The organism is Harryflintia acetispora, from assembly GCA_004340125.1.
GTDB lineage: Bacteria > Bacillota > Clostridia > Oscillospirales > Ruminococcaceae > Harryflintia > Harryflintia acetispora.
In genome coordinates, this window is record SLUK01000009.1 from 13920 (window position 1) to 30296 (window position 16377).

The 16377-nt window shown below is 55.0% G+C and carries 16 protein-coding genes and 1 tRNA gene; 6 read left to right on the plus strand and 11 right to left on the minus strand.

The features are described 5' to 3' along the window. The first annotated feature begins 20 nt into the window (after window positions 1–20). Entirely contained in the window at window positions 21–161 is a 141-nt protein-coding gene (locus tag EDD78_RS14025) for a hypothetical protein (RefSeq protein WP_165873189.1), read from the plus strand. 367 nt (window positions 162–528) lie between these two features. Here the strand turns inward: EDD78_RS14025 and EDD78_RS10185 are convergent, their stop codons facing one another. Further along, a complete protein-coding gene (locus EDD78_RS10185; RefSeq protein ID WP_079698610.1) occupies window positions 529–918 on the minus strand; it encodes an iron chaperone in 390 nt (129 codons plus the stop codon). 160 nt (window positions 919–1078) lie between these two features. After that, window positions 1079–1165, minus strand: a tRNA-Leu gene (locus tag EDD78_RS10190). A gap of 351 nt (window positions 1166–1516) precedes the next feature. Here EDD78_RS10190 and EDD78_RS10195 point away from each other — a divergent pair. From EDD78_RS10195 to EDD78_RS10210, 4 genes are all read left to right on the plus strand, one after another. Then, window positions 1517–2485: a BMP family ABC transporter substrate-binding protein gene (locus EDD78_RS10195; RefSeq protein ID WP_159448927.1), complete on the plus strand. Its 969-nt coding sequence runs from the start codon at window positions 1517–1519 to the stop codon at window positions 2483–2485. An 81-nt stretch (window positions 2486–2566) separates the two neighbouring features. After that, window positions 2567–3793: an AI-2E family transporter gene (locus EDD78_RS10200; protein ID WP_079698613.1), complete on the plus strand. Its 1227-nt coding sequence runs from the start codon at window positions 2567–2569 to the stop codon at window positions 3791–3793. A 234-nt stretch (window positions 3794–4027) separates the two neighbouring features. Continuing rightward, window positions 4028–5290: a hypothetical protein gene (locus EDD78_RS10205; protein WP_132084863.1), complete on the plus strand. Its 1263-nt coding sequence runs from the start codon at window positions 4028–4030 to the stop codon at window positions 5288–5290. Window positions 5291–5527: 237 nt separating this feature from the next. Next, the gene (locus EDD78_RS10210) at window positions 5528–6775 is read left to right on the plus strand and encodes a hypothetical protein (RefSeq protein WP_132084864.1); all 1248 of its coding nucleotides are present in this window, start codon (window positions 5528–5530) and stop codon (window positions 6773–6775) included. 166 nt (window positions 6776–6941) lie between these two features. Here EDD78_RS10210 and EDD78_RS10215 read toward each other — a convergent pair whose 3' ends face one another. Then, window positions 6942–8852 carry an ABC-F family ATP-binding cassette domain-containing protein gene (locus tag EDD78_RS10215; protein WP_165873190.1) on the minus strand — a complete coding sequence of 637 codons (1911 nt, stop codon included), beginning with the start codon at window positions 8850–8852 and terminating at the stop codon, window positions 6942–6944. Window positions 8853–9023: 171 nt separating this feature from the next. Between EDD78_RS10215 and EDD78_RS10220 the strand changes: the two genes are divergently transcribed. After that, window positions 9024–9401, plus strand: a complete 378-nt coding sequence (locus EDD78_RS10220) for a thioesterase family protein (protein WP_159448929.1) — start codon at window positions 9024–9026, stop codon at window positions 9399–9401. A 50-nt stretch (window positions 9402–9451) separates the two neighbouring features. On the opposite strand, the gene EDD78_RS10225 is transcribed toward EDD78_RS10220, so the two are convergent. The 8 genes from EDD78_RS10225 to EDD78_RS10260 all read right to left on the minus strand — a co-directional run bounded on the left by EDD78_RS10225 (window position 9452) and on the right by EDD78_RS10260 (window position 16375). After that, window positions 9452–10630 carry an iron-containing alcohol dehydrogenase gene (locus tag EDD78_RS10225; protein ID WP_132084866.1) on the minus strand — a complete coding sequence of 393 codons (1179 nt, stop codon included), beginning with the start codon at window positions 10628–10630 and terminating at the stop codon, window positions 9452–9454. Continuing rightward, a complete protein-coding gene (locus EDD78_RS10230; protein WP_079698619.1) occupies window positions 10627–11019 on the minus strand; it encodes a DUF3795 domain-containing protein in 393 nt (130 codons plus the stop codon). The genes EDD78_RS10225 and EDD78_RS10230 overlap by 4 nt, the downstream gene beginning before the upstream one ends. A 37-nt stretch (window positions 11020–11056) precedes the next feature. Continuing rightward, window positions 11057–11608 (minus strand): GNAT family N-acetyltransferase, encoded by a 552-nt coding sequence (locus EDD78_RS10235; protein ID WP_132084867.1) that lies wholly within the window; start codon window positions 11606–11608, stop codon window positions 11057–11059. A 218-nt stretch (window positions 11609–11826) separates the two neighbouring features. Further along, window positions 11827–12573: an ABC transporter ATP-binding protein gene (locus EDD78_RS10240; protein ID WP_132084868.1), complete on the minus strand. Its 747-nt coding sequence runs from the start codon at window positions 12571–12573 to the stop codon at window positions 11827–11829. A 12-nt stretch (window positions 12574–12585) separates the two neighbouring features. Continuing rightward, window positions 12586–13356, minus strand: coding sequence for an ABC transporter permease (locus EDD78_RS10245; protein WP_286170844.1), 771 nt, complete (start codon window positions 13354–13356; stop codon window positions 12586–12588). Between the two features lie 24 nt (window positions 13357–13380). Then, the gene (gene rfbB / locus EDD78_RS10250) at window positions 13381–14430 is read right to left on the minus strand and encodes a dTDP-glucose 4,6-dehydratase (RefSeq protein ID WP_132084870.1); all 1050 of its coding nucleotides are present in this window, start codon (window positions 14428–14430) and stop codon (window positions 13381–13383) included. After that, window positions 14427–15299, minus strand: a complete 873-nt coding sequence (gene rfbA, locus EDD78_RS10255; protein ID WP_132084871.1) for a glucose-1-phosphate thymidylyltransferase RfbA — start codon at window positions 15297–15299, stop codon at window positions 14427–14429. Before rfbA ends, rfbB begins: the two co-directional genes overlap by 4 nt. Beyond that, the gene (locus EDD78_RS10260) at window positions 15296–16375 is read right to left on the minus strand and encodes an NAD-dependent epimerase/dehydratase family protein (protein ID WP_132084872.1); all 1080 of its coding nucleotides are present in this window, start codon (window positions 16373–16375) and stop codon (window positions 15296–15298) included. Before EDD78_RS10260 ends, rfbA begins: the two co-directional genes overlap by 4 nt. Window positions 16376–16377 lie beyond the last annotated feature (2 nt).

Below are 16377 nucleotides of genomic sequence, written 5' to 3' on the forward strand. Positions count from 1 at the left end.
AGGAAAAAGAGGAGGGGGGTATGCAGAAAAACCTGACGGCAATCTATTGCCGCGTCGATGGCGGTGGAAATCATGAATGCGGTGGAGATACAAAGACGAATGCTGGAACACTGCGCGAGCACGAGGAGACTGCGGCGCCGTTTCTCCTTGAATTGGTATAAACAAACTTGTTGCACGCACAATCTGCAAATTCATGTTTCACAAGGTAGCGGTCGTTTCGGTCGGTTTTTCGCTTGGCCAATAGGAGTTTACCGCTGTCACCAACATGACTCGATTTTTTGGAAAATAAGAAGGCCGTCGTCTGGACGACGTCTGGAGAAGTAATTGGCGGTTTGTTTTGATTCTCCTTTGCTTTCGATTCCATGCGCAGTTGCATCATATAGCGAGCCAATCCCGCTGGCATCTCTCCACCTCCTATTTTTGATTCATTGTAAAGGCAGAGCGTATTTTTGTCAATTATCCTCGGACGGTGTCGGAATACCGGATAGATATGGATGGATTCATAAGCACCAATAGGACAGGGAGTACCTATTGACGGGATACTTCCGATTTTCGCCAAAAGGTCGGACAATCCGCCTTATCCTCCCGGTTGAATTGGATTATGCGTTCCAGCAGCGGATAATCGACCGGTTCGCCCCATTTGATACGGAACAGATTTGGCGTTTGGCTGTATCCGGCTCTTTCAATTTCGCTTGAGAAGCGTTCCATCCCCTTTGCCTCCGGCGCGACGGTGAAATGCCGCTTTGCAATGCTGAATCCAATGATGAACGTGCCGTGATCGGTAAACATCGGCTGATTCCATGCGATCCGCGGCTCCAATGGGGGAAAAGACTTCTGGACCCAATGCAGAGTTTTTCGCAAAAGGGCGCGGTGATCCTGGTTTTCTATTTGGAGCAGATAGTTCTCAAAAATGTCCATTTTCACCCGCCGCTTTCGTTGCTTAAGTGTTAATATTGTTGCCGTGAAACACCGGATCATTCCAAAAGCGCACTTCAAGACCCTATAGAATGGATTAAGCAGTAATATAAAACAAAAGAAGTCGACTGCTAAAAAGCAGTCGACTTCTTTCAATAAAATCTGGTGCGGATAACAGGACTTGAACCTGCACAGAGTCGCCCCCACTAGAACCTGAATCTAGCGCGTCTGCCAATTCCGCCATATCCGCATTTTATATGCTGCCGGCAAAATCCCCAAAAGGGACGAGCCGCAATCAGCATGATTGATTATAGCATCACCCCAAAAACTTGTCAAGACGCTTCCGAAGATTTTTCCACGCGTCCGGCTGCTGAAACCGCAGCGAAAGTTAGAATAGAAGTTGTAAATTATGGCAATCTGTATTATAATAAATCCAGTTGATTGCCCGGGCCAATCCCTTGGAACGCCCGGCTATGCAAACAGAGAAAAGCGCCCGTCATGGAGGGCTGGCCCTGTTTTGGATCCAGCTACCCATTGTCAGGAGCGCACAAGCGAAAGGCGCGCTTTTTGGGTGCGCGCCGTCAACTTTGGGGGGACAACCATGAAACGGATCATGACTTTGCTGCTGGCGGTCGTGCTGGCGGTTTCGCTGGGCGGCTGCAAAGGGAAGCTCAGCGTCGGACTCGCGACGCCCGCGCAGGCGGACGGCGGCGTGGGAGCGCAGGCGGTGCAGGGCCTCGAGACAGTGAAGAAAAAACTGTCGGCAAGCGCCAAGCAGCAGGACAGCCAATCGAGCGAAGAATACCGGGACAGCCTTAATAAGCTCGCGGGGCAGAAGCTGGTCTTCGCCGTCGGCAAGGAGATGGGCGACCCGCTCCTCTACGCGGCGCAGGAGCACTCCGGCACCAGCTTCGCACTGCTCGATGCCGACCCCGGCGCGCCCATGCCGAACGTCTATGGGGTGACCTTCCGCAGCCAGGAGAGCGCTTTCCTGGCGGGCTATGTCGCCTCTTATATGCCACAGGGCGGCAAGGTCGGCTTCGTCGCACAGGCGCGGGATGCGCGCAGCGAGGAATATGAATACGGTTACCGCGCCGGCGCCGCCTTCGGCGCCAGGGAGCAGGGCAGGACGATCGAGGTGGCGGTCCGCTACGCCGAGGACACAGACTCCAGCGCGGGAGAGCTGGCCGCCGGGCTGTTCGGGGATCGGGCGCAGGTGGTCTTCGCGCTCGACGATGTGGACGCGGCGCTCAAAGCGGCGCTGGACAGCGGCCGGTATGTGATCTGCGCCGACCGCACCGACCGGGTGGACGGCATGCTGGCCGTGGCGGTCAAGCAGGTGGGGAACGCGATGTGCGAGACGGCGAACCGCTACCTTGCGGGGAGCAAGGGCGGGGAAACCCTTTCATTGGGGCTGGCTGAGAATTGCCTCAAGCTGGACTGCTCGGTCAAGGTGCCGGAGGACGTCGTCAGCCGCATGGAGCGCCTGGGCACCCAGATTTCCGGCGGCGCAATCGTGCCGCCCGCGGATGTGGCGAGCTACGAGGTCTTTATGGAGGCGCTGGGCTGAACTGATTTGACAGCAGGGTGAAGGGGTTCATCCTGCTGTTGCAATACCCTGGGACGTTTAATTTGAAATGGAGGCTGCTGCGTGAAGCCGGACTTTAACAGGAAATATAACACCATCGCGATCTATGCGGTGCTGGTGGTTGCCGTCTCGGCCGTGGTGGTTGCGGCGATCATCAACTTCCCGAAGATATGGGCGTATCTGGGGAATTTCGTTTCCCTGCTCACCCCCTTCATCATCGGGTTCGTGCTCGCATACATCCTGTGTCCCATTCTCAACGCCATCGAGCGGCTGCTGGCAAGGCTCACGGGGGAGCGCCTGCGCCGCGGTACGCGGCGGGTGATCTGCCTGATTCTGACCTACATCGTCACCATCATCGTCTTGACCATCTTCTTTTGGATCGTCATCCCGCAGATCGTCTCGAGCGTGACGAGTATCGCGGTGCAGATCCCGGGCTGGATGACTAGTGTGGAGGCGTTCGCCAACGACATCATCGCGAAATATGACCTGTATAACCTGCCGACCTCGACCTTACAGCAGATCATGAAGGCGTTCGAGCAGGTGCTCAGCTCGGTGACCGGGGTGCTCACCGACGCGATCCCCCACGTCTGGAAGGCGACCCTTTCGGTCACCACCGGGGTGCTCAATTTCATCCTGGGGATCATCATCTCGATCTATATGCTGCTGAGCAAGGAGCGCTTCTTCGCGCAGATCAAAAAGCTGATGAACGCCCTGATCCCCAGCCCGGTGGTTCAGAAAATTCTGGACATCACCCACCAGAGCCATGAGATTTTCAGCGGCTTCATCTCGGGCAAGCTGCTCGACTCGCTGATCATTGGGGTGCTCTGCTTCTGCGGCATGAACCTGTTCCAAATGCCCTACGCCATGCTGATCAGCGTGATCGTCGGGGTGACGAACATCATCCCCTATTTCGGGCCGTTCATCGGGGCGATCCCCTCCATCCTGATCCTGCTGATGGTCGAGCCGGTCACCGCGCTGTGGTTCGCGCTCTTCGTGCTGCTGCTGCAGCAGCTGGATGGGAATGTCATCGGCCCGAAGATTTTAGGCGATTCGACCGGGCTTTCCGCCTTCTGGGTGGTCTTTTCGATCACCGTGTTCGGCAGCCTGCTGGGGCTGGTCGGGATGTTTATCGGCGTACCCCTCTTTGCGGTGATCTACTCGCTCATCCGGCAGTTCGCCGAGTGGCGGCTGGAGAAGAAGGGGCTGCCCATTTCCACCGGCGCATTTGCCTCAAAGAAGCACCCCCTCATCGAGGGAAAGCCGCCCAAAAAGCCCAAGTCCAAAAAATAAGTGGGAATGACAAGATAAAAAGAAAGACCTATAGCATAGCATGCTGTAGGTCTTTTTTTGCGCTGTATTTTCCGGTTTGTGGAAATAAAGCGTCCGCTTCGTCAAATTCCGTCCTAATTATACCCGGTTCTGGGAGAAAATTCAAGCCGGAACCTGTCTTTTTGCCGATTCCCTGCCAGGGGATGACCGGAAGCATGCTATGCTATCGGTCTTTTGTGAAAGGGAGAGAATGGTATGAAACGATGGATTGGCGCGGTCCTGGCGGCCTGCCTGCTGGTCCTGTCGGCCGTCCCGGCCGCAGCGCAGGAGAGCGGTGTGCGCCTCACGGCGCAGCAGGCCGGCGCGCGGCGGGAATACGGCGTATACGTGACGCTGGACCCTGCCAGCGCCCGGGCGAAGGACTACAGCTATGAGCTGCTCGAGGGGGGAAGCGTAATCGCCTCCCGCGAGCATGTCGCGGACACGGCTTGCTTTTTGCCGATCGTCAATATCGACGCGGCCAGTCCCGGCAGGTATACCGTGCGGGTAACGGCTTATCCCTCCGGCGAGCGGGCGGGGTTTGAGCGGGCGGCGAGCATCCAGAAGGAATTTGGCACGGCCAAGGGCTGCTCCTGTGCCACGGCGGACCGCTTCCAGCTCGGCAGCGGCACCGAAAACGATCCCTACCTCGTCGGGACGCTCGGGCAGCTGCTGCACGTCAACCAGCACGCCACGCAGAAATGCTACTATATGCAGACGGCGGACATCCAGTTCGGGGACTACACCAGTATGGTGGACGACTACGGTGTCGTCAAGCTGCACAGCGGCAGCACCTATGACGGGAACGGGCATGTGATCCGGGGCGGGTCGGTGAAGGTCACCAGAACCGGGGACAATGCCGAGGTGTTTTCGCTCAAGAACGGGAACCTGCTCAATACGGGCTTTGAGGACATGACCTTTTCGGTCAACAGCTCAGGCTACGGCGCGGCGCCGGTTGGCGGCCACAGCGGGACGGTCAAGCGCTGCTATGCAATTAACATCAACGCGGTGGGAAGAAACCACGCGGGCGGCTTGATCAACTGCTGGGGTATCGGGGCGGAGGACTGCTATACCGCCGGGATCAAGGCGAGCTCGACTTCGGACAGCACTTACGGTTCGGGCGGTCTGATCGGGTATCTGGGCAGTCCCGGTGCGGTATCTCCCACCGTAGCGAGAACCTATGCCTTTCCCGCCAAGCTGAGTGCGCCGAAGATCAGCGGGATCGGTTATATCCGCGCGGGTTCCATCCTCAATTCCTTCTACCTCAAGGGCACCGCCAGCTACGGGAGCCTACCGGGCAACGACAACACCAACGCCGCCCCGCTGGAGCTTTCACAGTTCGCGGACCAGTCCCGCTTTGAAGCCGCGGGCTGGGATTTTGAGAATGTCTGGACAATGGGGGAAATCACTTATAATGATGCGTCCGGCAATGCCGTGACCGCCGCGGCGCCCGTGCTGCGGGTCTTTGCAAAGCGCTGAAGGCATGCAATGGCAGAAAAATAAAAAGGCCTATAGTATACGTTACTACAGGTCTTTTTTTAAAGGGGATAGGGCCGTTTACGGCCCTTTTTGCTTGCATTCTCTCCCAGAACAGGATATAATTAGGACGAACTGTTATAAAATTTATTTAATTTTGGTATATTCTGGATATTGAGACTTAAAAAAAGACCTACAGTAACGTATGGTACCGGTCTTTTCCGATGGGGAGGAAATGGCATGAAACATCTGATCGGCGCGGCCCTGGCCGCCTGCCTGCTGGCGCTTGCAGCCCTTCCGGCCGCGGCGCAGGAGGGCGCTCTGCGCCTCACGGCGCAGGCCGGGAGCGCACAGCGGCAGTATGGCTTTCATGTGGCGCTGGACCCCGCCAGTACCCGGACGAAGGACTACACCTATGAGCTGCTCGAGGGGGAGCGCGTAATCGCCTCCCGCGAGCATGTCGCGGATGCCGCTTGCTTCCTGCCAATTGAAAATATCGACGCGGCCAATCCCGGCACATATACCGTGCGGGTGACGGCTTATCCCTCCGGCGAACGCGCGGGGTTTGACCGCGCGGCGAGCGCCAGCATAGAGGCCAGCGCGGCCAAGGGCTGTTCCTGCGCCACGGCGGACCGCTTCCAGATCGGCAGCGGCACCGAGGCCGACCCCTATCTCGTCGGGACGCTCGGGCAGCTGCTGCACATCAACCAGCACGCCACGCAGAAATGCTATTATATGCAGACGGCGGACATCATTTTTGGGGACCACACCTACTCGCAGCAAAAAAACGAAGAGGTAAAGCTCGGCGCCGGCAGCGTTTATGACGGCAACGGGCATGTCATCCGGGACGGCTCGGTGCGTTGCACCGCTGCGAACAGCAGCGCGGCGATCTTTGGCGTAAAGGGATCGACCTTGCGCAACCTAGGCTTTGAAGAGCTGTCCTTTTCCGGCACCAACGGCGCGGGCCCGGTTTCTGGGGATACCACGTCGGTTGTGGAGTATTGTTACGGCAAGGACATCGACGCGAGCGCAAACAACCATGCCAGCCCCCTTGTACATTGGGCCGAGGGCAGGATCGAGAACTGCTACACCGTGGGCGGCCAATTGACGACAACGAAGGACGAGTCCTACGGTGCAGGCGGGATCACCGGCTGCATGTCCTACTCTTCACAGATTGACAAGACCTATGCCATGCCGGCTAAGCTCACCTCCCCGAAGCCGGCGGGCATCGCCGCCTACATCCGCTCTGGTACGGTGGGAAATTCCTTCTACCTCAAGGGTGTTGCCAGCTACGGGAGCCTACCCTCGGGCGACAACACCAACGCCGCCCCGCTGGAGCTCTCGCAGTTCGCAGATCAGTCCCGCTTTGAAGACGCGGGCTGGGATTTTGAAAACGTCTGGGTGATGGGAGAGGTCTCCTACACCGACGCCTCCGGCAACGCCGTGACCGCCACCGCGCCCGTGCTGCGGGTCTTCCAGGGCGGCTGATTAACATCGGGTAACACCCATATCCCCCCATGGGTTTACCGGCGGGCCTACGGCCCGTCTATATGGCGGCGATCCCCCAATTTCGCCGCTGAGGAAAACATCCCCAACAGGAAGGGCCCGCCGAAGCCGGCGGGCCCTTCCTGCATCGATCCCTTATGGGGCATAATTACTCCGTTTCCTCGGTGAGGGCGAGCCACTCGTCCATGCGCGCGCCGAGCAGCGCGCGGCGCTCCTCGAGCAGGGCGCAATGCTCACCCAGCTTTTGATAATCGCTGGCGAGCTCTGGCGAGGCGAGCTGCCGCTCCATCGCGGCGATCTCCTCCTCGAGGGCTGAGACCTCGCCCTCGAGTGATAAGAGCCGGCTTTTGCGGCGCTGCTCGGCGGCGCGCTGGGCCTTGGAGCGGTAATAGGGGTTCTGCTTTGGCTGCTCCTGCGGCTCGCTTTGCTGCGGCACCTCCTGCGGGGAAACCTTGTGCTCCTTATAGTAGTCGTAGCCGCCGGCGTAGCTCTGCAGCCGGTCGGGGAACATTTCGATGATCCGGCTGGGGACGCGGTTGAGCAGGTACCGGTCGTGCGAGACCATCAGGATGGTGCCCTGGTAGGAGGAGAGCGCCTCGTCGAGCACCTCCTTGGTGGAGTAGTCGAGATGGTTGGTCGGCTCGTCGAGGATCAGCACGTTCGCCCGCTCGAGCATGATCAGCGCGAAGGCGACCTTGGCCCGCTCGCCGCCCGAGAGGTCGCGTATCTGCTTATAGATGTCGTCCCCCTGCAGCAGCAGGGAGCCGAGCAGGGTGCGCAGCTCAGTCTCGCTCTTGCGCGGAAAGCGGTCGCGCAGCTCGGCGATCACCGTCTTTTGCGGCGAGAGCTGGCGGTTCTCCTGCTCGAAGTAGGAAATTTTGACGTTGGTACCCCATTTAACCCGGCCGCCGTGGGGGATCATCCCCTGCAGCGCCCGCAGCAGGGAGGACTTGCCCACCCCGTTTTGGCCGATGACGGCGACCTTCTCGCCCTTTTCGATGTGCAGGCCAATGTCCTGGCAGAGCAGCTTTTCACTTTCCCCCTCGCCGACGCGCACCGAAACCTCCTCGGCGATCAGCACGTCCTTGTAGGGCTCGAAATCCAGCGCGAAGCGCAGCTTGCAATCCTTTAGCTCCCCGGGCGGGCGGTCGATGCGCTCCATGCGCTCGAGCGCGGCGATCCGGCTCTTGGCGCTGCCCGAGGTGGAGGCGCGCACCAGGTTGCGCGCGACGTAGTCCTCCATCTTGGCGATCTCCTCCTGCTGGCGTTCGTACTGCTTGCGCCAGTAGTCGAGCCGCTCCTCCTTCTGGCGCACGAACTGGGAATACCCGCCCTTGTACCGGGTCAGGGCATGCCGCTCGAGCTCGCAGATGTCGCTGACCACGCTGTCCAGAAAATACCGGTCGTGGGAGACCACGATCAGCGCCCCGCGGTAGGCGCGCAGGTATTCTTCCAGCCAGCCCAGCGTGACGAAATCGAGGTGGTTGGTCGGCTCGTCCAAAATCAGCACCTGGGGGTTTTGCAGCAGGAGCTTGGCGATGGCCAGGCGGGTCTTCTCCCCGCCGCTGAGCTCAGCCACCGGCTGGCGGCGGTCGTAATTCCCGAAGCCCATGCCGTTGAGGACGGTGCTGATCTTCACGTCGATCTGGTAGCCGTCCTGCGCCTCGAAGGCGGTGTTCATCCGGTCATATTCCTCGAGCAGCCCGGCGCGGGACTGATCGTCCTGCGGGAGGGATGACAACCGCAGGCGCAGCGCCTCCAGCTGCCGCCCCAGCTCAAGGGTGTCGTGGAAGACCGAGGCGGCCTCGCTTTCGATGGTGTTTTGCAGGTCCAGCGCGCCGTTTTGCTGCAGATAGCCGAGGGTTACCCCGCGGCCGATGGAAAGCGAGCCGGAATCGTAGTCCAGCCTTCCGGTGATGATATTCAGTAAAGTGGACTTGCCCGCGCCGTTGCGCCCGAGCAGGCCGATCCGGTCCCCCTCCTCCAAAGAGAGACAGACGTCCTGCAGCACGACGTCCACGCCGAAACTTTTACAGATATGATCGAGCTCGAGCAGCAAGCAAAGCACCACCTTTTATTAAGAAAAATAAACCAAAGGTATTATAACATGTCGATTTAGGATTGACAAACAATTCGTCTTTTTTTATAATGCAACATATAGATGTTTGGTGAAACTGCCGGGTGGAATCGGCGCCGGTGTCTGGGAAAGGAATGGAAACAGAATATGCATATGGGGAAATCGTATCAGGTCAGCGCCAAGGTTGACGAGGGGATGCTCGCCAGCGCCCTGGGCAGCGGGGATGTGGGCGTGCTGGCCACGCCGGTCATGCTCTCGCTGATGGAACAGGCCGCCTGTGCCTGCGTGCAGGACTGCCTCAAGGAGGGGGAGACCACCGTCGGCGCGCAGATCGACCTGGCCCATATCAGCGCCGTGCCCGCCGGGATGGAGATCACCGCTACCGCCGAAATCATCAAGATCGAGGGGAAGAAGGTGCTCTTCAAGATCTTCTGCGAGGACCGGGAGGGGATCGTCGGCAAGGGGACCCACCTGCGGCTGATCGTCAACCGGGACAAGTTCCAGCAGCGCGCCGCCGCGAAGGTAAAATAGGCTACATAAAACAAACGGGGAGCTTTTCATAAAGCTCCCCGTTTTTATCGTTATTTCGCCATCCGGTAGATGGCTTCGATGTCGTCGATGTTAAGCACCTTGAAGCTGCCGATGGTGCGGGTGTTCTGGAAGCTGCACTTGTAGGCGAGCTCACGGAACTGCTCCTCGGTCGGCTCGACCCCCAGCTCGCGCAGGTTGGTGGGCATCCCGATTGAGCGGTAGAAGTCCTCCATCGCCTCGATCCCGCGCAGGGCGGTGCGCCGGGGGTCGGCAAAATCGTTTTTGCACCCCAGCACGTTGACCGCGAACTGCGCGAAGCGCGCCGGGTCTTCCTTATAGACGTACCGCGCCCAGCTGCCCCAGATTGCGGCGAGCCCCGCGCCGTGGGCCACGTCGAACATGCCGCCCAGCTCGTGCTCGAGCTGGTGACTGGCCCAGTCGCCCACCGTGCCGCAGCCGGTGAGGCCGTTGTGCGAGAGGCTGCCCGCCCACATGATCTGGGCGCGGGCGTCGTAGTTTTGAGGATCGCGCAGCGCCGTCCTGGCGCTCTCGATCACAGTGCGCATGAGGCCCTCGGCCAGCGCGTCGGTCAGGGAGGTGTCCGGCTCGCGGGTGAAGTAGCGCTCCATGGTGTGCATGAGGATGTCGGTCGCCCCGCAGGCGGTCTGGTAGGGGGGCAGGGTGTAGGTCAGCTCGGGGTTCATCACCGCGAAGCGGCAGCGGCACAAATCGCTGTTGCAGCCGCGCTTGAGCCAGCCCTCCTCGTTGGTGAGCACCGATGAATCGCTCATCTCGCTGCCCGCCGCCGAGAGGGTGAGCACCGCGCCAATGGGAGCGCAGGCCTTGGGGACCGCCTTCTTGGCGTAGAAGTCCCAGACATCCCCGTCGTAGCACAGCCCGTAGCCGATCGCCTTGGCCGAGTCGATCACGCTGCCGCCGCCCACCGGGAGCAGGAAGTCGACCCCCTCGCGCCGGCAGAGCTCGATCCCCTCGTAGACCTTGGACATCCGGGGATTGGGCACCACCCCGCCGAGCAGGACGTATTCCACCCCCGCATCATCCAGGGACTGGCAGATCCTCTCCAGCAGCCCCGTGCGCTTGACGCTGCCGCCGCCGTAGTGGATCAGCGCTTTTTTGGCGCCCTGCGCCTTGATGAGCTCCCCGGTCTGCAGCTCGGCCCCCTTGCCGAAGACCACCCGGGTGGGGGTATAATAAGAAAAGTTTTTCATAGTTGTGATTGCTCCTTTCCGTTTAAAACCAGGGCGATGATCTCCTCCTCGCTCTGCGGCTTGTCATAGTCCCCGACATGTCCGCCCGGATAGTGGTAGACCAGCCCCTGGCGTTCATTTCGTTCCATACAGTCGAGCAGCGCTTCTTCGCCCCAGCGGGCGATGAAGCGCTCGAAAGCGCGTATGCGCATTTTATGTAGGATGCTATCCGTACAGGGAAACCCGGCGCATTCGTGGCAGGCGGAATATCCCTTTTGTGTGCAGCAGAGATAATTTTTGCAGCTGTCTTTTTTAGGACAGCCGCCCTGCTTGCAGCCGGGGCAGCCCTCGCTCTCGCTGCACAGGGCGCAGACCAGCCCGCAGTAGCCGACGCCGAGCGAACGGTTCATGAAGGTACCTCCGTTTCAGATGGTTTGCCGGGCGCGCTCACCACAGCTCGCCCTCCTCCAGGGGGAGGATCAGCTCCCCGCATGCAAAGTCGCTTTGATGGGAAACCGCCTTGGGCGAAAATAAGCTCAGCAGGGTGCACAGCCCCAGTGAATCGCTGTGAAGGGCTCCTGGGGCGGTCCCGCCGCAAACGGAAAGACGGTCCAATTGCCGCCATCCGGCACGGGTGTACAGCCCGCAAAGCTCAGGCTCACAGGTGAAAACGCACAAATCTGCGCCCTCCCGCTGCATAGTTTCCCGGGCGGCGGCGATCAGAGCAAGGGCCAATCCCCGGCCCCGATATTCGGGGGCAACGACCACCTCGCACAGCCCGAAGGCGCGGTAGGATTGTCCCTTATAGGAAAGCGCGGCAGCCGCGACGGCGGCGTGGGCGATCAGCAGGCCGTTCTCTTTACCGCAAAGGGAAACGCGGTGCTCCCTCTGCGGCCAGGGGGCACCGCGCAAAGATGGCCAGGCACGGTCCTCGAGCGCGAGGATTTGTTCACGCAACTCCTGCGAGGAATCCTGCTGGGGGTAAAAGATGATTTGCATATGGTCCTCATTTATTTGAGATATCTGGAACTATAGTAGTTTGATTTCCGCGATATCATCGCGATGTTTACCAGAGAGATTTAGCCAATAGGTTGCTAGCAATAAGCGCGGGATACTGACCAAAAATTATTATTAGAGGTAAATTCCAGAAGTCACTGAGTGAGGAAGACCTGGACAGGCTAAGACAATGAGCAGGTGAACAGATAAACAAAATTAAACTAAAGCTTTATCTTACCATCCAAAAAATTTTGATACCTATCGCAAATAGCCTCGACATCATCGCCAAATTCAATCTGTTTGCCCTTGTGTAACCAAAGTATTTTGCTACACATTTCGCGTACTTGTTGCAGCATATGGGAAACCAAGATCGTCGTGGCTCCGCTACCGATTATCTCCCGCATTTTATTTTCGCTCTTTTGACGAAACGCGCCGTCTCCAACCGAAAGCACTTCGTCGAGGATCAGAATATCAGGGCGAACTTGAGAGGCGATGGAAAAGGCCAGACGGGATTTCATCCCGGAGGAGAGCTGTTTAAACGGCCGATCCTCATATTCCTCCAATTCAGCGAATGCAATAATATCACGGTAGGTTTTATCCATAAACTTACGGGTATAGCCCAGCATTGCACCGCGCAGGTAAGTGTTCTCCTTTACTGTCAGGTCGCCATCAAAGCCGCTGCCTAATTCGAGTAGCGCAGCAATTGTGCCCTCGCGGTAGACACTGCCTTTGGTCGGTTCCATAATGCCGGAAATTGCTTTGAGAAGTGTTGATTTTCCTGCACCGTTTGTTCCTATAATGCCGAGCATATCTCCTTGCTCAAGTGAAAAATTTACGCCGTCCACTGCCCAGAATTCCCGGACAGTGTAGTTGTGTTTGAGTTTTCGTATTACATATTCTTTAATGCCGATCTCCTTGAAATCTCCGGTCATATAACGGATAGCAACATCGTGCAACTCTAAAATCATACTGCTGCCCCCTTATACATAATACAGGAATCTGTGGTTATATTTCTTGTACATCCAACAACCGATTCCGAGCATCACCAGCGCATAGAAGGCGCAGAGCAAATGAAAACTTGGTGCGGGAATGCTGTTATCAATAACAATCTTGCGGAAGTAACGAATATAGACATAAACAGGATTAGCGTAAAATAAATATTGGATATTTAGAGAATAGGCGCTGATGTTGTAAAAGATTGCTGAAAGATACATCAACAGCATAGTAAAAACGCTATACAGATATTCAATATCTCTGAAGAACACATAGAGCGCCGAAAGTACCATTCCAACCCCGATATTGAAGATGGTGATACAAGCGATAGGGTAGAGCAGGAGAAAGAAACTCCAGCGAAAAGGCAACCCTGGCTCGATTGCAATAAAAATGAAAAAGATAACCAGTGTCAAGCAGAAATTGATAAATGCCTGGATATTACGAGAAAGTAAAAACATATATTTTGGTACATCGACCTTTGTAAAGACAGAAGCATTGCTCATTAGGGATCGCATTCCACCAGTAGTGGCATCATTGAAATAGGAAAAAAGGAGGTTTCCACAGAATAGATAAATAACATAATGCTCGGTGCTGCGGCCAAAAAATCGGGTAAAGACCAGCGCCATCACGGCCAATTGTAACAAAGGCGCAAGAAGACTCCAGAGCATTCCCAGCACCGTTCGTTTATATTTTTGTTTAAAATCTCGCTTAACCAGCTCCTCAAATAAAAAACGATACCGTATCATTTTTTGAAACACAGGAATCCCTCACTCTATCTCTTTTTATCGGTACATGGCTTTATAATAATTTTGATACGCTCCTGATGTAATTCTCTTCATCCAATCACAATGATTCAGATACCAGTCAATGGTCTTCTCAATTCCCCGCTCAAATGTATACGCCGGGCTCCAGCCAAGCTGCGTGGTTATCTTGGTATTGTCTATGGCATATCTCCTGTCATGCCCAGGGCGGTCCTGCACATAGGTTATCAGGCTCTCGCTCTTTCCCAGAGAATTCAATAATAGCTTTACAATTTCAATATTTGCTTTCTCATTATTGCCACCGATATTATATACCTCGCCGATAACTCCTTTTTCCAAAACTGTACATATTGCACTGCAATGATCTTCAACATATAACCAATCTCTAATTTGCATACCGTCGCCATATACCGGCAGTGGGATGTCATTTTGACAATTATGGATCATCAGCGGGATCAACTTTTCAGGGAATTGATAGGGGCCGTAGTTATTGGAACAGCGCGTAATATTAATCGGCATGCCATATGTCTCATGATAGGCGCGCACCACCATGTCCGCACTAGCCTTAGAAGCGGAGTATGGACTGTTTGGGGAAAGCGGAGTGGTCTCTGTAAACATACCCGTCTTTCCAAGTGCCCCATAAACTTCATCGGTGGATACCTGCAAAAATTTCACACCGTCAATATATTCGCGGGAGTACTTGTCCTCCGGCGCTTTCTTCCACGCCCTTTTGGCGGCATCCAGCAGCGTCTGTGTGCCGATAATGTTGGTCGTAAGAAAAACTTCAGGTTCTGTTATACTGCGATCCACATGGCTTTCGGCAGCAAAGTTTACTACAGTATCAAAATTATACGTCCTAAATAAATCTTCTATCAAAGCCCGGTCGCGAATATCCCCTCTTACAAAAGTATAACGCGGATCGTTTTGGATCGATTTCAAGTTTTCCAGATTTCCGGCATAGGTCAAGGCATCAAGGTTCACAACATTAATTTCTTTATATTTTTCCAATGCGTGGTGCACAAAATTTGAACCGATAAATCCCGCCCCGCCGGTAATCAGAATATTTTTCATATTTCTTCCTCCGAAATCATCACCAAATACTTTCCGTATTCTGTCTTCATTAGTGGTTGGGCTAGTTTTAAAAGCTGATCCTTATCGATAAAGCCTTTTCGGTAAGCGATCTCCTCTATACATGAAACGTAGAGTCCCTGGCGTTTTTGAATAATATTAACAAATGTTGAGGCCTCCTGCAACCCGTCGTATGTTCCTGTGTCCAACCATGCCATACCGCGGCCGAGCAGCTCGACCCGTAGCAGGCCACGAAGTAGGTACTCGTTATTTACCGACGTAATTTCCTTTTCACCGCGCGCAGAAGGCTTAATCTCTTTAGCAATCTCCACCACACTGTTATCGTAGAAATACAATCCCGGTATGGCATAATTCGATTTTGGTTTATTGGGCTTTTCTTCCAGGGAAAGGACGTTGCCATCAGAGTCGAATTCGACAATGCCGAACTCACTCGGATTCTGAACCGGATAACCGAATATTGTTGCACCTTTTTCACGGGAGGCAGCTCTTTGCAGAATTTCGGTAAAACCGCGAGCGTAGAAAATATTATCCCCCAATACCAATGCGACCGAGTCCTTGTGGATAAATTTTTCTCCAATGATAAACGCTTCCGCAATACCGTTTGGCTTTTCCTGCACAGCATAGGTAAGGCTGAGACCAAGCTGTTTTCCATCCGTCAACAGTTCTTTAAAGGCAGGGATATCGCGAGGTGTTGAAATAATTAAAATTTCTCGAATTCCTGCCAACATCAGGGTAGACAGCGGGTAATAAATCATCGGCTTGTCATAGATTGCGAGCATTTGCTTGGAAACCGCACGGGTCAGCGGATAAAGGCGGGTACCAGAACCTCCTGCTAAAATAATTCCTTTCATGTCATATCACCCTTCTGAAATACGTCCTGCAAAATATCGATGGTTTCACAAATACCGGTTTTAATATCATATCGTGATTTCCAACCGAGTTTAGACAGCTTTTCTGCATTCAACAGTGCTTTAGTTGCTGTTGAGTATCCTCTGCCTTCTATTTCATCGGGCAGTTCGGATACCACCTTTGTTTGCGTGTATTGTGCAACAGTTTGAGCCAGTTCATACAATGTGATATCAGAACGATGGTCGCCTAAATTATAAGCCTGCCCAACCTCCCCACACAAAAGCACCCATAAGATACCTTGGACAGCATCAGCGGTATGAGCATAAGAGTAGAGCTGGTTTCCTTTACTTTTTAAGATGATATCCTCTTTTGATAATCCTTTCTTTATAAACTGCGCAATCGCTTTTGTATCCGACATTCGCATTGTGGGGCCGTAGATACGCGGCAAGCGAATAGTGCAGGCATCCACATTTCGCTGTGTAATATAGGCTTGACAGAGCGTCTCGCTGGTGCGCTTCGCCTCTGGATAACCGGCACGTAGTGTATTACAGTTTATATACCCACAATAATCCTCCGCAAAGTATTCTGTATCGCCACGGTTTTCTCCGTAAATTTCGACACTGGAAAGAAGTAAAAAACGGCTTTGCGTATTTTCAGCGGCAAGCTCCAAAAGATTGTGTGTTCCCATAATATTGGCAAGAATCGTGTTTATTGGTTCCTGTGAATATGCGAGTGGATGAGTCGTACTTGCGGCGTGAATCAAAAAATCCGGCGTATACGACAGCCTGAGCGGATTACTGATATCATGTGGCAGAAAAGAAAATTCCTCTTGATCATACCATTTGTAAAAACGTTTTTTTGCCACTGCTTCATTCCTACCAGAGGCTATGATATGGCAGCGCGACTCCTTAGAAGAACGCATATTTCGTACCATAATCACGTCTACCAAGAGGCTGCCTATCATCCCTGAAGCGCCAGAAATAAAAATGGTCTTTCCATTAAGTTTCTCCCACATTGGAAAATCCAAAAGTAGACGATCGAGTATCTGTTGGTACTTTTTATTTTCCAACAATCGCATTT

Coding starts and splice junctions, on each gene's coding strand:
- EDD78_RS14025 (WP_165873189.1), top strand. CDS start 21: ATGCAGAAAAACCTGACGGCAATCTATTGCCGCGTCGATGGCGGTGGA.
- EDD78_RS10185 (WP_079698610.1), bottom strand. CDS start 918: ATGGACATTTTTGAGAACTATCTGCTCCAAATAGAAAACCAGGATCAC.
- EDD78_RS10195 (WP_159448927.1), top strand. CDS start 1,517: ATGAAACGGATCATGACTTTGCTGCTGGCGGTCGTGCTGGCGGTTTCG.
- EDD78_RS10205 (WP_132084863.1), top strand. CDS start 4,028: ATGAAACGATGGATTGGCGCGGTCCTGGCGGCCTGCCTGCTGGTCCTG.
- EDD78_RS10210 (WP_132084864.1), top strand. CDS start 5,528: ATGAAACATCTGATCGGCGCGGCCCTGGCCGCCTGCCTGCTGGCGCTT.
- EDD78_RS10220 (WP_159448929.1), top strand. CDS start 9,024: ATGGGGAAATCGTATCAGGTCAGCGCCAAGGTTGACGAGGGGATGCTC.
- EDD78_RS10225 (WP_132084866.1), bottom strand. CDS start 10,630: ATGAAAAACTTTTCTTATTATACCCCCACCCGGGTGGTCTTCGGCAAG.
- EDD78_RS10230 (WP_079698619.1), bottom strand. CDS start 11,019: ATGAACCGTTCGCTCGGCGTCGGCTACTGCGGGCTGGTCTGCGCCCTG.
- EDD78_RS10235 (WP_132084867.1), bottom strand. CDS start 11,608: ATGCAAATCATCTTTTACCCCCAGCAGGATTCCTCGCAGGAGTTGCGT.
- EDD78_RS10240 (WP_132084868.1), bottom strand. CDS start 12,573: ATGATTTTAGAGTTGCACGATGTTGCTATCCGTTATATGACCGGAGAT.
- rfbB (WP_132084870.1), bottom strand. CDS start 14,430: ATGAAAAATATTCTGATTACCGGCGGGGCGGGATTTATCGGTTCAAAT.
- rfbA (WP_132084871.1), bottom strand. CDS start 15,299: ATGAAAGGAATTATTTTAGCAGGAGGTTCTGGTACCCGCCTTTATCCG.
- EDD78_RS10260 (WP_132084872.1), bottom strand. CDS start 16,375: ATGCGATTGTTGGAAAATAAAAAGTACCAACAGATACTCGATCGTCTA.